Origin of the sequence: Nonomuraea cypriaca, from assembly GCF_015645445.1 — a bacterium.
Taxonomy (GTDB): domain Bacteria; phylum Actinomycetota; class Actinomycetes; order Streptosporangiales; family Streptosporangiaceae; genus Nonomuraea; species Nonomuraea cypriaca.
This window is the reverse complement of the sequence record NZ_JADOGI010000246.1, coordinates 1-15117: the sequence shown is the minus strand read 5'-3', so window position 1 is coordinate 15117 and position 15117 is coordinate 1. Positions and strand designations below refer to the sequence as shown.

The following is a 15117-nucleotide window of genomic DNA, read 5'->3' as shown; positions in this document are numbered from 1 at the left end:
GCCACCCAATCACCGTCCCCCACCCGGTCCTCGGCCTGGCAGCAAACCCTCGACCTGGACACCACCGCCGGTCACCAGGCGACCGGAGCCCGCTCCCAGGACACCGCCAACCCGGCCCAGCCCGCCGCGCCCCCGCTCCCACGCAGAACCCAGGACCGGCACCCGACGGCGTCGCTCCCACACGGAGCCCAGGACGAGCACTCCGCGGCGTCGCTCCCGCGGGGAAGCCAGGCCCCGCACTCCGCGTCGTCGCCATCCCACGGAAGCCCGGCCCAGCGCTCCGCGACACCGGCATCGTCAGCGGACCGGTCCCAGCCTTCCGCGCCGCCGTTCTCGCACGCGAACCAGGCGCAGGGCTACACGACGCCGGCGGACCCCACCCAGGGCTACGCGCACCGGTCGGCGCCGGGTACGCAGGAAGGGCCGGGGCAGGTCACCGCGCCGCTCCAGGCCACGCACCAGGCCCCGTTCCCGCTCGCGGGCCCCGCGGAGCACCCGCCCTCTTTCGGAATGGACCACCGCGCCAACCAGGGGGCCAACCAGAGGGCCGACCACGGGACCGGCCATTGGACCGACTCCACGGCCGGGCACCCGCAGGCCCAGCACTCCTCCATGGACGGACGCCCACCGGCCCACCACGCCCCATCGGATGGGCATGCGACGGCCGGGCAGGCGTCCTCGGACGGGCATGCGGCCGCCGGACAAGGAGCCTCGGGCGGGCAGGCCAGGCAGGCGGCCTTGGACGTACATGCGACGACCGGGCAGACGGCCTCGGACGGGAAGGCGCTGGCGGGGCACTCGGCGCTGGTGGACATCCTGGTGCCGGCCGATGGGCAGCAGCCGGCGCCCAAGCGGTCACGGGCGCGGCGCCGGGTGAAGATCGTGGCGGTCACCGGCATGTCGGGGGTGTCCGTGCTGGCGCTGGCCGGCGCCATCGTGTGGCTCACCCCCACGACACCCACACCGAAGACCACGACCGTGGCCGTCGTGACCGACGCTCCCACGACCGCGCGCTCGGAGACGGCGACGCCCACCCAGCGGCCCAGGCGGACCCGTACCGCCAGGCCCACCCCGCAGTCCGACGGCACGCCCAGCGCCGTGCAGACCACCACGACCAGCCCCGCCACGGGCGGGCTCAGGCTCACCTCCCTGCGAGCGAACGGCACCGCGAACGGCGACTGCTTCGCCGGCGGCGAGGTGACGCTCCAGGCGCTGGTGACCCGCACCGGCGACCCGATGACCATCAGGTACGCCTGGATCATCGACGGCACGACCGTGAACCGCTCCTCGGCGCTCATCCCCGCCGACGGCCGCCGCTACCTGTCCTTCCCGCCCGACCTCACGAGCACGAGCGGCACCCACAGCGTCACACTACGGATCACCTCCCCCATCGCCCTCCAGCGCAGCATCTCGGTCACGATGTGCGAGACCACGGCCTACTGACGCCTCCCACACCAACCGGGCAGGCCGAGGCCACGGCCCACGTGTCCGGAGGCGGGCGAGCAGGGCGAGAGCGCGGCCTACGGATGCCTGTGGAGACGGGTGAGCAGGTCGAGGGCGGCGTCGGCGATCACGGTGCCGGGTGGGAAGATGGCGGCGGCGCCGGCGGCGCGGAGCTCGTCGTGGTCGCCGGGCGGGATGACGCCGCCCACCACGATCATGATGTCGGGCGCGTCGAGGGCGGCCAGCGCCCGGCGGAGCGCGGGCACCAGCGTGAGGTGCCCGGCGGCCAGCGACGACACGCCCACGATGTGCACGTCGGCCTCGACCGCCTGCCTGGCGACCTCCTCCGGCGTCTGGAAGAGCGGGCCGACGTCCACGTCGAACCCCAGGTCGGCGAAGGCGGTCGCGATCACCTTCTGGCCCCGGTCGTGGCCGTCCTGGCCCATCTTGGCCACCAGGATGCGCGGGCGGCGGCCCTCGGCCCGCGCGAAGTCGGCGCAGGCCCGGCGGGCGCGTTCGACGGAGGCCGCGGAGCCCGACTCTTCGCGATACACCCCGGTGATGGTACGCACCTGCTCGGCGTGCCTGCCGAACACCCGCTCAAGCGCCTCGGAGATCTCGCCCACCGTGGCCTTGGCGCGCGCGGCGTCCACAGCCAGTTTGAGCAGGTTGTTCTCCAGGCCGGGCGCGGGGTCGTCGGCGGCCTTGGTGAGGGCGTCGAGCGCGCGCCGTACCGCGTCGTCGTCCCGCTCGGCCCGCAGCCGCGCCAGCTTGGCGAGCTGCTGGGCGCGTACGGCGCTGTTGTCGACCTTGAGCACGTCGATGACCTCGTCGGCGCCGGAACGGTACTTGTTCACGCCGATGACCGGCTGCCGGCCCGAGTCGATGCGGGCCTGGGTACGGGCGGCCGCCTCCTCGATGCGCAGCTTGGGCAGGCCCGCCTCGATCGCCCTGGCCATGCCGCCGGCGGACTCGACCTCCTGGATGTGGGCCCAGGCGCGTTCTGCGAGGTCGTGGGTGAGGCGTTCGACGTAGTAGGAGCCGCCCCAGGGGTCGATCACCCGCGTGGTGCCCGACTCCTGCTGGAGGAGGAGTTGGGTGTTGCGGGCGATGCGCGCGGAGAAGTCGGTGGGCAGCGCCAGTGCCTCGTCGAGGGCGTTGGTGTGCAGGGACTGGGTGTGGCCCTGGGTGGCGGCCATGGCCTCGACGCAGGTGCGGACCACGTTGTTGAACACGTCCTGCGCGGTCAGCGACCAGCCGGAGGTCTGGCTGTGGGTACGCAGGCTCAGAGATTTCGGATTTTTCGCATTAAATCCGGAAACGAGGTTAGCCCACAGCAACCGCGCGGCGCGCAGCTTCGCGACCTCCATGAAGAAGTTCATACCGATGCACCAGAAGAACGACAACCGCGGCGCGAAGCTGTCGATGTCCATCCCGGCGGCGACCCCGGCACGCAGGTATTCCACCCCGTCCGCGAGCGTGTAGGCCAGCTCGAGGTCGCACGTGGCACCGGCTTCCTGAATGTGGTACCCAGAAATACTGATGGAATTGAATTTCGGCATCTTCTCACTCGTATAAGCGAAAATATCCGAAATAATCCGCATCGACGGCGTCGGTGGATAAATATAGGTGTTGCGGACCATGAACTCTTTGAGGATGTCGTTCTGAATGGTCCCCGCGAGCTGCTCCGGCGGGACGCCCTGCTCCTCGGCCGCCACGATGTACAGCGCGAGGACGGGCAGCACGGCGCCGTTCATGGTCATCGACACCGACATCCGGTCGAGCGGGATCCCCTCGAACAGTTGCCGCATGTCGTAGATCGAGTCGATCGCCACCCCGGCCATGCCCACGTCGCCGGCCACCCGGGGGTGGTCGGAGTCGTATCCGCGGTGCGTGGCCAGGTCGAAGGCCACCGACAGGCCCTTCTGACCGGCGGCCAGGTTGCGCCGGTAGAAGGCGTTGGAGTCCTCGGCCGTGGAGAAGCCCGCGTACTGGCGGATGGTCCAGGGCTGGTTGACGTACATGGTGGGGTAGGGCCCGCGCAGGTACGGCGCCGCGCCCGGGTACGTCCGCAGGAAGTCGAGCCCTTCGAGGTCGCCCGCGGTGTAGAGCGGCTTGACCCCGATGCCCTCGGGGGTCTCCCACACCGCGCCGACCCGCTCCTGGGCCGCTGTCGCGTCCTTGGGCAGGGGGTTGAGCGGGATGCCGGAGAAGTCCGGGATCATCGGGTCACCTCCAGGTCGTGGAAGGTCTCGCGGAGCACGGCCAGCACGTCACAGCCCGCGTGGAGGTTCGCGTCCACGCCTTCGTACGATCCCCTACCCGCCAGCCAGACCTTCCTCGCGCCCGCCTTGCGCAGGGCTTGGGCCACGGGGGCGGCGTGCTGGGCGTAGAGCTTGTCGCTGGAGCACAGGCAGGCGACGGTGCCCCCGCTCACGGCGAACGCGGTGGCGATCTGCTCTGGGTCCGCGCCGGGGCCGGCGGTCTCGGTGTCCAGCCCGCCCGCCTGGAACAGGTTCGCCGCGAACGCCGCCCGCGCGGTGTAGGCGGCCAGCGGGCCGATGGTGGCGAGGAACACCTTCGGCCGCTCGGCCTGCGCGTCGGCCAGATCCCGCAATGCCTCGAACTCGGCCGCGTACCGCACCCTCGGCAGCCCACCGACTCCCCGCGCCGAACCCGCCGTCCCGGCGAGCCCGGCTCCGCGCGCCGAACTCGGCACCCCGGCCTCCTCCGCCACCGGCTCACCGGACACGTCCGCCGTCGCCTGTCCGATGGGCTGGGGCGGGCGGAGGGGCTTTTCGTGCAGGTTGGGGAACTCGCTGACGCCGGTGATCGGGAGGCGGCGGCGGGCGATGTCGCCGGCGCGGCGCGTCCGGGTGGCGGCGATCCGCTCGGAGACCAGCCCGGCCGCCGCCGAGATGCCTCCAGCTCCTTCGATCTCCTGGAACCACGCCCAGGCGGCCTCGGTGAGGTCGGCGGTGCGGCGTTCGACGTACCAGGAGCCGCCCGCGGGGTCGATGACGCGCCCGAGCCCCGACTCCTCCAGCAGCAGCGACTGCGTGTTGCGGGCGATGCGGCGGGAGAAGTCGTCAGGCAGGCCCAGGCAGGCGTCGAACGGCTGCACGGTGACCGCGTCCGCCCCGCCCACGCCGGCGGCGAAGCAGGCGAGCGTGGTGCGCAGCATGTTCACCCACGGGTCGCGGGCGGTCATCATGGCCGAGCTCGTCACCGCGTGCTGGCGCTGGCCGCCGTGTCCGGCCGCGTCGCACACCTCGGCGACCCTGGCCCACAGCCGCCGGGCGGCCCGCAGTTTGGCGATGGTGGCGAACTGGTCGGCGGTGGCGGCGTACCGGAACTCGAGCTGCCCCAGCGCCTGCTCCACGGAGAGCCCGGCGCCGGTGAGCGCCCGCAACTCGGCGACGCCCTGGGCGATCGAGCAGCCGAGCTCCTCGGCGTCGCTGCCGCCCGCGTCGTGGTAGGGCGTGGCGTCCACGGTGACGGCCCGCACGTCCGGGAACTCGGCGGCGCAGCGCGCGGCCAGCTCGGCCCCTGCCGGGCCGGAGGCGCCGAGGTTGCCGCTCAGGGCGCCCCCACGTGAGCGGGCCAGGGCGAGCAGGGCCTCGGCGGCCTGTACGGTCCGCGTCCCCGCCTCCAGCACGATCGGAGCCAGCTCCAGGTAGACGCCGTCGAGCACCCGTGCCAGCGCGTCCACCGGGATCGCGTCGTCGCCGATGACCAGCCACAGCGAGGTGACGCCGTTCGCCAGGTCGGCCTGCAGCGCGTCGGGGTCGGGCACGGCGTGCCGCTGCCGCACGTCCCAGCCAGGGACGGCGCGGGCCCCGCGGACATAGGGCGGCGCGCCGGGCAGGCCGGGATCGCCCGGCAGGTCGTCCACGTCGTAGAGCGGTGCGACCGTCACCCCGTCGTAGGTGGCGGTGGACAACGCCTCTTCTGGCGAGGCCGCCTCGGCCCCCGACTTGCGCAGGACCTCGACCGCCAGCGCCCGCCAGCCGTCGCGGGTGGTGGACGCGAACCGCGCTGCCAGTTCCATGGTTCGGATAGTAGGCCCAGCGCCGCGAACACCGTAACTCCGGGGCGATCCCGGGCGGGTCAGGTCGAAGGGGCCGCCCAGGCCAGCCGCCACGTGACCGGTCCCACGATCCCGTCATCCACCACGCCCTGCCGGCGCTGGAAGCCGCGGCACACGTCGCGTGACTGGCTGCCGTACGCGCCGTCCACCGCGAGCTCCCACCCGCGTCTGCTCATCTGCCGCTGCCAGGTGCGCACGTCCTCACCGCGCGTCACCGGCGGGTAGCTGAGCAGCCGCCCAGGGAACGACGGCGTCTCGGGAGGTGGTGTGGGGCCGTCTGGCCGGGGCGCGCCCCGTCTGACCCAGCTGTAGAGTGAGTCGCCGGGACATTCAGTGGCATAGCCGTCGCGGTGGCCTTTGATCTCCTTGCCGGCGTGCCCCAGCTCGCGCGCGTACTCGACGGCGTCGACGATCGCGTGCAGGACCCCGTCCGGCGGCTCCACCAGGCCGGAGCTGCCGACCAGCGCGAGCACGGCGTAGTGGCCGGCGTTGAGACCGGGGCCGTTCGCGGCGGGCAGCCGGTGCAATCCGCGCCCCTCGAACACGCGTTTATGGGGACATGCCACAAATGAGTAGCCAATGTCGACCCAGCCGTTGCCGTCCAGGTGATGCGCCTGGATGGAGCGCACCAGAGCCACGCAGCCGTCGTGGTCGGAGACGATGCCCGGGTCGACCCTGCCGCCCGTGTAGTGGACCTTCACCCCCTTGGTCGATTCAAGCTGGGTGTAATCGCCGTGCGGCGCACGAGCGCTCCAGTCGCGCCGTAACACCAGGTCAATGGCCATGGTGGTCTCCGAGAGTCATGGTCGGGGCTACCGAGCGTAACGTGAGCGGCGCGGACAGGTCCCGGAGATGGGAGATTTTCGTCTACGGCCTGATCACTCGCTCTTCCGTCACGATCGCGCTGATCAGATCGTGCGGGGTCACGTCGAACGCCGGGTTCAACGCCCGCGTTCCCTCAGGCGCCACGCGTACACCTCGGATTGACACGATCTCGTCGGGCCCGCGGTCCTCGATCTCGATGTGCTCGCCCGACGGGGTGTTCTCGTCGATCGTGGACTCGGGCGCGACCACCACGAAGGGCACCCCGGCGCGCTCGGCGCCGAGGGCGAGCGCGTACGAGCCGATCTTGTTGGCGGTGTCGCCGTTGGCGGCGATGCGGTCGGCGCCGATGAGCACCGCGTCCACCTCGCCCTTGGCCAGCAGGTAAGGCCCCGCGGAGTCGGCGATGAGGCGGTGCGGCGCGTCCATCCTGGCCAGCTCCCAGGTCGTGAGCCTGGCGCCCTGCAGCAGCGGCCGGGTCTCCAGCGCCAGCACCTCGGCCAGCCGCCCGCGCTCGTGCAGCGTCTGCACGACGCCGAGCGCGGTGCCGCGTTCGACGGCGGCGAGCCCGCCGGTGTTGCACACGGTCATGATCCGCAGCCGGTCGCCTTCGAGCAGGCCGGCCCCGCGCTCGCCCATGGCGCGGCAGGCCGCGATGTCGTCGTCGCGGACGCGCAGCGCGGCGGCCAGCACCGCCTCGCGGCCCTCGTGCAGGTGGGCGGCGGCCCGGTCGACGCCCCAGGCGAGGTTGACGGCGGTGGGCCGGGCGGCGCGGAGCCTGGCGATCTGGCCGGGGTCGCCGCCGGACAGCACGACGCCGAGTGCCCCGGCCACGCCGAGCGCGGGCGCGCCGCGCACGGCCAGCCGCCGGACCGCGTCGACGAGGTCGTCGACCGTGTGGACGCGCAGCATCACGCACTTGTCGGGCAGCAGCGTCTGGTCGACGAGCTCAACGCCGCCGTCGACCCAGTCAATGGTCCTCACATGTCAGACGCTAGTACGCTCAGCGTTCGGCCAGCACGATCACCGAATCCGGCTCGCTCAGCGTGATGGTGTCCGCCTTGGGCGGGTTCAGGACGATGCCGTAGTGCGGCGGGTCGTTGCGGGCCCGCGAGTCGCGGTAGCCGATGGCGGTCTCGCCCCTGCGCGCCGCGGCCTCGACGACCGTGGCGAACGTCACCGCCATCTCCGTCTTGACGTAGTTCGCGGCGGGGCGGGGGTAGATCTCGGACCCGCGCGAGTCGAACAGGTAGGCGAACACGTCCGCGAGGTGCCGGTTCTCGGCGAGCTGGGCGAGCAGCAGGCCGATGACGGTGTCGCTGATCACGATGTCGTCGGCCTCGGTGACCTCGGCCAGTGAGCGGTTGCTCTCGTCGTGCATCTCGCTGACGATCGAGTAGTGCTCGCCGAGGGCGCTTTGCATGTCGCGGAGCTGGAGCAGCGTCATGAGGGTGCGCGTGTCGGAGTGATCCCCGTCGAAGCGGTCGTCGGAGAGCACGATGACGTGCTGGAACAGGCCGACGCCGAGCGATTCGAGCGCGTACCTGTCGGTGGTGTCGCAGTCCTTGACGTTCACGGTGAGGTTGCGCAGCCCGGCGAGGTTCGTGCCGGCCTTGGGGTGGTCGGCGGCGACCTCCAGGACGGAGCCGGGTGCGACGTAGCCGTCGAGGTAGCGGATGATCTGCTCGGCCCGGCCGTTCCAGTTGAGCAGCAGCGTGCGCTCGGTATCGGTCGGCGTCGTCACCGATACGGCGATGGCGGTCTCGTCCACGATGTGCCTGCCGGCGGCCAGGCGGACGTGGGAGTCGTCGTGCGCGATCACGATGACCTGGTCGTCGTCGTTGATGACGGTGTCCATGGGCGGGTTCAGCACGACGCCGGACGGCCGGCGCAGGCCGATGACGGCCGCGGTCTGGTACGCCTGCAGCGCGTCGGCGTACGTGACGCCGAGGAGCTTCTTCGGGGTCCGCAGGTAGATCTCGCCGCCGTCGAAGTTCAGCAGGTCCATGCACACCACGGACATGCCGGACTGGCGGGAGGACTGCACGATGAGTCTGGAGGCGGTGTCGTCGGAGTCGACCAGGTGCACGTCCTCGCCGCCGGCCAGGCGGGCGGCGGCGATGTTGCGGCTGGAGGTCAGGGCGGCGACCACCGGCGGGTGGGCGCCCTTGCGCTTGGCCAGGGCGAGCAGGATCTTGATGACGTGCGCGTCGGGGTCCTCTCCCTCGGGCGAGAGCACGACGACCGAGCGGGCCACGGCCAGGTTCATCAGCGCCAGGTCGCGCGGCTCGGTGGGCCGTCCGGTACGGCAGACCAGGCGGGTCCCGCCGAGGTCGCCGACGCGCTCGCGGATGTCCTCCTCCATGGCCAGCTTGTCGCGTTCCGCCAGCACGGCGATGACCGAGTTCTTCTCGCTCGCGTGCGCCTTGACGAGCTCGGCCACGATCGTGAACACCTGGTCCGACCATCCGAGCACCACCGTGTGGCCCGACTCCACGACCCGCGAACGGCCTCGGCGCAGGCGGTCCACCTTCTGCTTGAGCCCGTTGGCCAGCAGGCCGACGAGCATGCTGACGATGAACAGGCCGCCGAGGGAGCAGGCGAACATCACGGTCATGTACGGGAGCGAACCCTGGTCGCTGGCCACCCTGCCCGGCGTGAGCGCGTGCATGAGAGCGATCCAGAGCACTTCGCCGGGGCCTGACACCCCCTCAGGCTCGTTGGGCGCGACCCACAGGGTGAGCACGGTCACCACCACGATGAGCCCCACCGAGGCCATGGCCAGCCAGCCGATCAACGACGCCGTGCCCTTGGACATGGTGTTGTCGAACCAGTACCGCACACGTTCACGGAACGTGACCTTCGACACTTCCCCGATACCTCCGCCTATGGAGTGATTTGGCTCAACGTCATAAGGTACCGATGGATCTTTGCTTCCGCATGGCGACAGGTAACGTATCGGCCATGGCGAACCCCCTCACACCGGACGACCCGGCGTCGCTGGGCGGTTTTCGGCTCGCCGGGCGTCTCGGCGAAGGCGGGCAGGGTGTGGTCTACCTCGCCCACGATGACGACGGCGAACCGGTCGCGATCAAGCTGCTGAGCACGGGTGACAAGGAGACCAGGGCGCGGCTGGCGCGCGAGCTGAACGCGCTGGAGGGCATCGCCTCCTTCTGCACGGCCCGCGTGATCGACGTCTCGACCGGCGGGCCGCGGCCGTTCGTGGTAAGCGAGTTCGTGGACGGCCCCTCGCTGGCCGACCGCGTGCGCGAGCGCGGCCCACTGCGCGGCGGCGAGCTCGAACGCCTCGTCGTCGGCACGGCCACCGCGCTGGCGGCCATCCACGCCGCCGGGGTCGTGCACCGCGACTTCAAGCCGTCCAACGTGCTGCTCGGTCCCGACGGGCCGCGCGTGGTGGACTTCGGCATCGCCAGGGCCGAGGGTGCGGCGACCGTGACCTCGGGGCTGATCGGCACGCCCGCGTATCTGGCGCCCGAGCAGATCAACGGCTCGCCCGCGGCGCCGGCCTCCGACGTGTTCGCGTGGGCGGCGTCGATGGTGTACGCGGCCACGGGGATGAGCCCGTTCGGGGCGGACACCGTGGCCGCGGTGCTGAACCGGGTGCTCCACGCCGAGCCTGACCTGTCGCCGCTGCCGCCGCGGCTGCGCGAGGTGATCGCGTCCTGTCTGGCCAAGGACCCGGCGTGGCGGCCTACGGCGCAGCAGCTCATGGTGTCCCTGGTCACCCCCAACGCCCGGCCCGGCCTGCCCGCCGACGCCGGCCACCACCCCCTCCCCACGGGACCACAGGGCCCAGGGCCACAAGGCTTACGACCGCCGGGCTCGAGGCCACAGGGCTCCGGGCCACAGGGGCCTGCGGCCGGGGCAGGGGCGCGGGGGTTCCCGGCTCCGATGGCCCACGGGCCGGCGGGCCCGCATGACGGCGGGAACGCCAGACCACACGGCCCAGCGGGCTCGCGTGACGGCGGGAACACCGGGCCGCAGGGTCCGGCGATGACCACGGATACCGCGCGGGCGGCCCGCTCGCGGGGCGTGGTGATCGGCGCTGTGACGGCGGTGGTCGTCCTGAGCGCGGCCGGTGCCGCGGCCCTGCTGATGAACCGCGGCCCCACCACGAACGTCGAGCGGTCCCCGTCCGCCCTGGAGTCGTCCGCCCCGGAGTCGTCGGCCACGGCGCCCTCAACCACGGTGCCCTCAACCACGGCGCCCTCAACCACGGCGCCCTCAACCACGGCGCCCTCAACCACGGCGCCACCCACTGAGTCCACGGAGCCCACGGAGGCCGCGGAGTCTCCGACGGAGAGCGAGCCGGAAGCCTCGGCCGACCTCCCCGTGGACCCGACGGTCAACCCGGACCTGAAGATCCCGGCCGCCTTCGAGGGAGACTGGTCCGGGCACACCACCAGCACGAACCCGATGGACCCCGACGGCGCCGACAACGAGGTGGAGCTGAAGGAAGGCGAATCCACCGCGCGCTGGTCCGAAGAGGACGCGAGCTACGAGTGCCAGGCGACCATCACGCTGACCAAGGTGGAGGCCGAACAGCTCACCTTCTACCTGGGCAGGAACGACGACAACTGCGTCCCAGGCACGATCCGGCTGGCGATGAAGGGCGACACGCTCACCTATACCTGGCGGGACGAACCAGGACCGGGGCTCATCACACAGACGGGTACTCTCAACAAGAACTAAGCGGATCCCCAGTCAAAATCCTTCGACATCCGGTCCCGAGACGGAGATCATAAAAGATATGTCTGTGATCAGGGAGGTGCCGTTCCCCAGCCCGGACACCGCCGAGCTGCCGATGAACATCTGGATCGACGACGCCGACTCCGCCATCGACGTCATCGACGCGCTGGCGCTGTCGCCGTTCGCGACAGGTGTCCAGCCGTGGTCGCGCCTGGCCAATCTGGAGCGCGTACGCCCTGACGCCACCCTCAGCCCCGCCGGAGGCCGCGTGCTGCGCACCGCCCGGGTCGAGGACGGCTCGGAGTCGCGGCTCATCTGCGGTGACGGCTGGACCCTGCGTGTCGTACGCCACCGCAACCGCACGGCCACCGTCAGCGTGACGGCGGTGGACGAGGAGCTGGCCAAGACGGTGCTCCAGGAGAGCATCGACGGCGCGGAAGAGGCCATGCCCGACGTCGACCACGTCGAGATGGGCTTCTGGTGGCGGGGCATGCACGGCGGCACCCGTTCGGAGAAGCCGATCACCGCGCAGCCCTGGTCCGAGATCAGCAAGAACTACTCGGGCAAGGTGCGGCCGTCCCTCGACCGGCTGATGTCGATCACCCCGGCCGACGTGAACGGCCGGCTCATCCTCCTGCACGGCCAGCCGGGCACCGGCAAGACCACGCTGCTGCGCACGCTGGCCAAGCAGTGGCACGACTGGTGCCAGGTGGACTGCGTACTCGATCCGGAGCGCTTGTTCAACGAGCCCGGCTACCTGATGGAGGTGGCGGTGGGCTACGACACCGACGAGGACGCGCAGCGTTGGCGGCTGCTCGTCCTGGAGGACTGCGACGAGCTGATCAGCTCGGGCGCGAAGGCGCAGGCGGGCCAGGGGCTGTCGCGGCTGCTCAACCTGACGGACGGGCTGCTCGGCCAGGGCCGCGACGTCCTCGTCGCGATCACCACCAACGAGGACCTCGCCCGCCTCCACCCCGCCGTCGTCCGGCCCGGCCGGTGCCTGGCGCAGGTGGAGGTCGGCCCGCTGAGCCGCGACGAGGCGGTCACGTGGCTCGGCTCGTCCCAGGGTGTGGGCGCGTCCGGCGCGACGCTGGCGGAGCTGTACGCCATCCGCGCGGGCCGCGACTACACCCCGGCAGGCGGCGACGAATCCACGGGCCTCTACCTCTGACACCCCCGCCACCGGACCCCCGGTGCGGCCCATCGACGGACCGCGCCGGGCATGGGGTGGTCAGGTCAGGTGGGTGTGGAGCCGCCGGGCCTCGCGGACGAAGTTGTTCGACGCCTTGCGGGCCGCGATCTCGGCCACGCACGGCACCGCCCCCCGGGCGCCCGCCCACCGCGCCGCGCGCAGGGCGAAGGCGAGCGCCTGGGCGTGCCGCGCGTGCGCCCGATGCCCCGCCCCCGGCAGGAACGCGGGCAGGAACCCCGTCATGACCCGCCAGACCTCCCGGTGGGCCCCGCCCACGGCCGCGCTCTCCAGCGTCTCCAACACCGGCCCGGGCTTGAACCACGTCCGGCGCAGCAGCAGCGCCAGCTGCCGCCCCAGCTCCTCGGCGGCCAGATCACCCCGAGCGGCCATGTCGAGCACCAGCCCCGCCCGCGCCTCCGGCTTGCCCCAGGCCCGGTCGGCCACGAAGTACGCCTGTATGAGAGCGACCCCCTCTCCCACGGGCCCGCCCGCCAACGCCAGTGCCCGCGCCTGCGCCGCGCGGACCTCCGCCGGTCGGTTCCAGCTGTACAGCAGGTGGGGCAGGAGGTGCTGCGCGACCACCTCCCGATCGGACGGCATGAGGTACGGCCACCACGTCAGGTACCGGCCGTGCTCCTCCCACCGGTGCCACGCGGGTTCGGCGAACAGGTCGTCGACCAGCGGCAGCCCGGTCGGCTCCACCCGGATGGCGGGCAGCAGATCCGGGGTCGTCCCCCGTGCCGGTTCGAGATCGTCGTGATACTCCTCCATGCCGCCAGGACGACCCTGGCCGGTCATCAGCGGGTTGAGCCGCCCACCGCTCGACCAGCCGGCCTTCGTGACCGGCTCGGGCCGCGAGTACATCCACCGGGCCGCCTCACGGCCGGCGTCGGAGGTGAACCGCGCGGCCCGTGCCACCACCTCGGGCGGGATCTCGCGAGGCAGCCGGAGCAACGCCTGCTGCAGGTCCGCCGGCATGGCCTGGACGCCGGCCGCTTCGTACCCCTCCAGCCGGGCCACGAACTCGGCCGCTTCCAGGTGACCGGTCCCCTCGGTGGGCTCGGCCAGCAGGTACGGCGGCAGCGTCCCGTCCCGTGCCCCGTGGGCGACCTCGGCCCAGCGGCGCAGCAGGAACAGGTGCGGCGCCGACACCGACGCGGGCGCCGGGAGGCCGGGGATGCCGTCCTCCTCCCCCAGGATCAGCCGGGCGATCCGCTCACACCACCACCCGACGTCGAGCCGGGGACCTTCCCTGGATTCGCCAGGCGGCCGGACGATCCCGGCCTGCGTACCCGTCGAGGCCGGGTCGAGGGCGGACAGCCGCACGAGCCGCGCCAGTCTCTTCACCAGTCCCGGGCGGTCGAGTGCGGACAGCCGGACGATCCCGGCCAGCCACACCTCCGTGGCCGTCCATCCCTCGCGGTAGGGGATGTCACCGAGCTCGGCGGGCGTACGGACCGGTGGCGGGAAGGCCACTGCCCGCACCGGTGGCGGCAGCGGCACCGCCATGAACCCGTCGTCGCCGCGCTCCTCCTCGGCCGCCTCCCCGCCGAACACCGCCGCCAGCGTCTCCCCGAGCTCCTGCGGCAGTGTCCCGATCGTGTCCCTGACGGCCTGCGCGCCCACGGGCGTGAACCGCTTGGCGTACTTGATCGCCAGCCGCACCGCCCTGCCCTGCACGTCGGCGGACTCGCAGGCGAACGCGTACCCCAGGGCGGGCGCCAGCTCGTCCAGGTCGCCGTCCGACGTGCGCGCGACCTCGTCGAGCCACGCCAGCCCGCCCGTCACCAGCTTGCGCTCCGCCCTGAACGACAGCGCCCTGATCGCCTCGGACAGCTCGGCGGGCTCCAGCTCGCCGAGCCCGCGCAGGTGCCGCAGCGCCGGCTCCGCCACCGGCCCCGGCGCGGCCGGCAGCAGCCGCAGGTAGTCGCGGGCCCGCTTGGCCACCTCGTCGTACGCCGGTTCGAGCAGCTCGTGCAGGCGTACGAAGAACCGCAGGTCGCGGGCGGACCCACCGAGCAGAAACCGCCGCACGCACCCGTCGAGCAGCAGATCACGCCCGATCCTGCCCTCGCTCTCCAGCGCCCTCAGCGAGGCCAGCCAGGTGCCTGGCGTGAGCGGGTCGGCCCGCTCGTCGCGCAGCGCCCTGCCGACGCCCTCCGCCTCGAACAGCCTGGGCAGGAGGTGGTCGAGCAGCGGGTCCTCGCGCAGGGCCGCGGCGGTGGGCGCGCGGCTCGCCCAGGCGACCACGAGGGGGTCGTGCTCGGGCGGGGTGACGCCGCTGGTCCGCAGCATGGCCAGGGCCAGCGCGTCCCCGTCGCCGCCACGTGACCCCCTTCCGCTTGCACGGATCTTGAGCGCGGCGCGGGTGGCGAAGTCGGCCCGCCATTCGGGCGGGCGTACGGACAGGACGCGACCAATGACGGCGGTGTCGCCCCGGCCGTCCCGTAGCTCGCGGCGGTGCAGCCAGGCCACCACCGCCGCCGCGCCGCCGAGGACGCCCGCGCCGGCGACGCGCATCGGCTCGATCCAGCTCTCGTCGCGCGACGGCTCCCGAAGCGGGTTCCAGGGGGTGTGCCAATGCCGGCGCTCGCGGAAGTCGACGCGCCGGCCCGCGCGGGTGGCCCGGCGCACGTGCTCCTCCCAGGCCGCATCCCCCTCGCGTTCCCACCTGGCCCGCCGCTCCAGCCGTCGCATCTCGGCCCGCCGCGCCGCCACGGCGATGTAGCCGGGCAACGCGACCGCGACCTCCCGCCGAGCGCTCTCATCCAGCCCGAGCACGCACTCCGCCACCCGCTCGAGATCCCCGCTGTCGACCGCCGCCACCACCTCCTCCCACACACCCCTTGACTCCCCCGCC

At 72.4% G+C, this 15117-nt stretch carries 8 protein-coding genes and 1 pseudogene; 3 read left to right on the top strand and 6 right to left on the bottom strand.

Annotation, left to right across the window (positions count from 1 at the left end; genetic code table 11):
• Positions 1–1443 (top strand): annotated as a pseudogene (locus ITP53_RS46410) (hypothetical protein); the annotation flags it as partial.
• 77 nt (positions 1444–1520) lie between these two features.
• Here the strand turns inward: ITP53_RS46410 and scpA are convergent.
• The 5 genes from scpA to ITP53_RS46385 all read right to left on the bottom strand — a co-directional run bounded on the left by scpA (position 1521) and on the right by ITP53_RS46385 (position 9224).
• On the bottom strand, positions 1521–3668 hold the full coding sequence (gene scpA, locus ITP53_RS46405) for a methylmalonyl-CoA mutase (protein ID WP_195901865.1): 2148 nt from the start codon (positions 3666–3668) through the stop codon (positions 1521–1523).
• The gene (locus ITP53_RS46400) at positions 3665–5494 is read right to left on the bottom strand and encodes a methylmalonyl-CoA mutase family protein (RefSeq protein WP_195901864.1); all 1830 of its coding nucleotides are present in this window, start codon (positions 5492–5494) and stop codon (positions 3665–3667) included. Before ITP53_RS46400 ends, scpA begins: the two co-directional genes overlap by 4 nt.
• Before the next feature lie 59 nt (positions 5495–5553).
• A complete protein-coding gene (locus tag ITP53_RS46395; RefSeq protein ID WP_195901863.1) occupies positions 5554–6318 on the bottom strand; it encodes a peptidoglycan recognition protein family protein in 765 nt (254 codons plus the stop codon).
• An 82-nt stretch (positions 6319–6400) separates the two neighbouring features.
• Positions 6401–7339, bottom strand: coding sequence for an S-methyl-5-thioribose-1-phosphate isomerase (mtnA, locus tag ITP53_RS46390; protein WP_195901862.1), 939 nt, complete (start codon positions 7337–7339; stop codon positions 6401–6403).
• Between the two features lie 19 nt (positions 7340–7358).
• Positions 7359–9224: a CASTOR/POLLUX-related putative ion channel gene (locus tag ITP53_RS46385; RefSeq protein WP_195901861.1), complete on the bottom strand. Its 1866-nt coding sequence runs from the start codon at positions 9222–9224 to the stop codon at positions 7359–7361.
• Between the two features lie 95 nt (positions 9225–9319).
• Here ITP53_RS46385 and ITP53_RS61775 point away from each other — a divergent pair, with 95 nt between their 5' ends.
• Both ITP53_RS61775 and ITP53_RS46370 read left to right on the top strand, forming a co-directional pair.
• Complete coding sequence (locus ITP53_RS61775; RefSeq protein ID WP_236051961.1) at positions 9320–11068, top strand: serine/threonine protein kinase; 1749 nt, start codon at positions 9320–9322, stop codon at positions 11066–11068.
• A gap of 58 nt (positions 11069–11126) precedes the next feature.
• Positions 11127–12236 carry a DUF5925 domain-containing protein gene (locus ITP53_RS46370; RefSeq protein ID WP_195901860.1) on the top strand — a complete coding sequence of 370 codons (1110 nt, stop codon included), beginning with the start codon at positions 11127–11129 and terminating at the stop codon, positions 12234–12236.
• Positions 12237–12296: 60 nt separating this feature from the next.
• Here ITP53_RS46370 and ITP53_RS46365 read toward each other — a convergent pair.
• A partial coding sequence (locus ITP53_RS46365) for a hypothetical protein (RefSeq protein ID WP_207757393.1) occupies positions 12297–15117 on the bottom strand: 2821 nt, incomplete at its 5' end.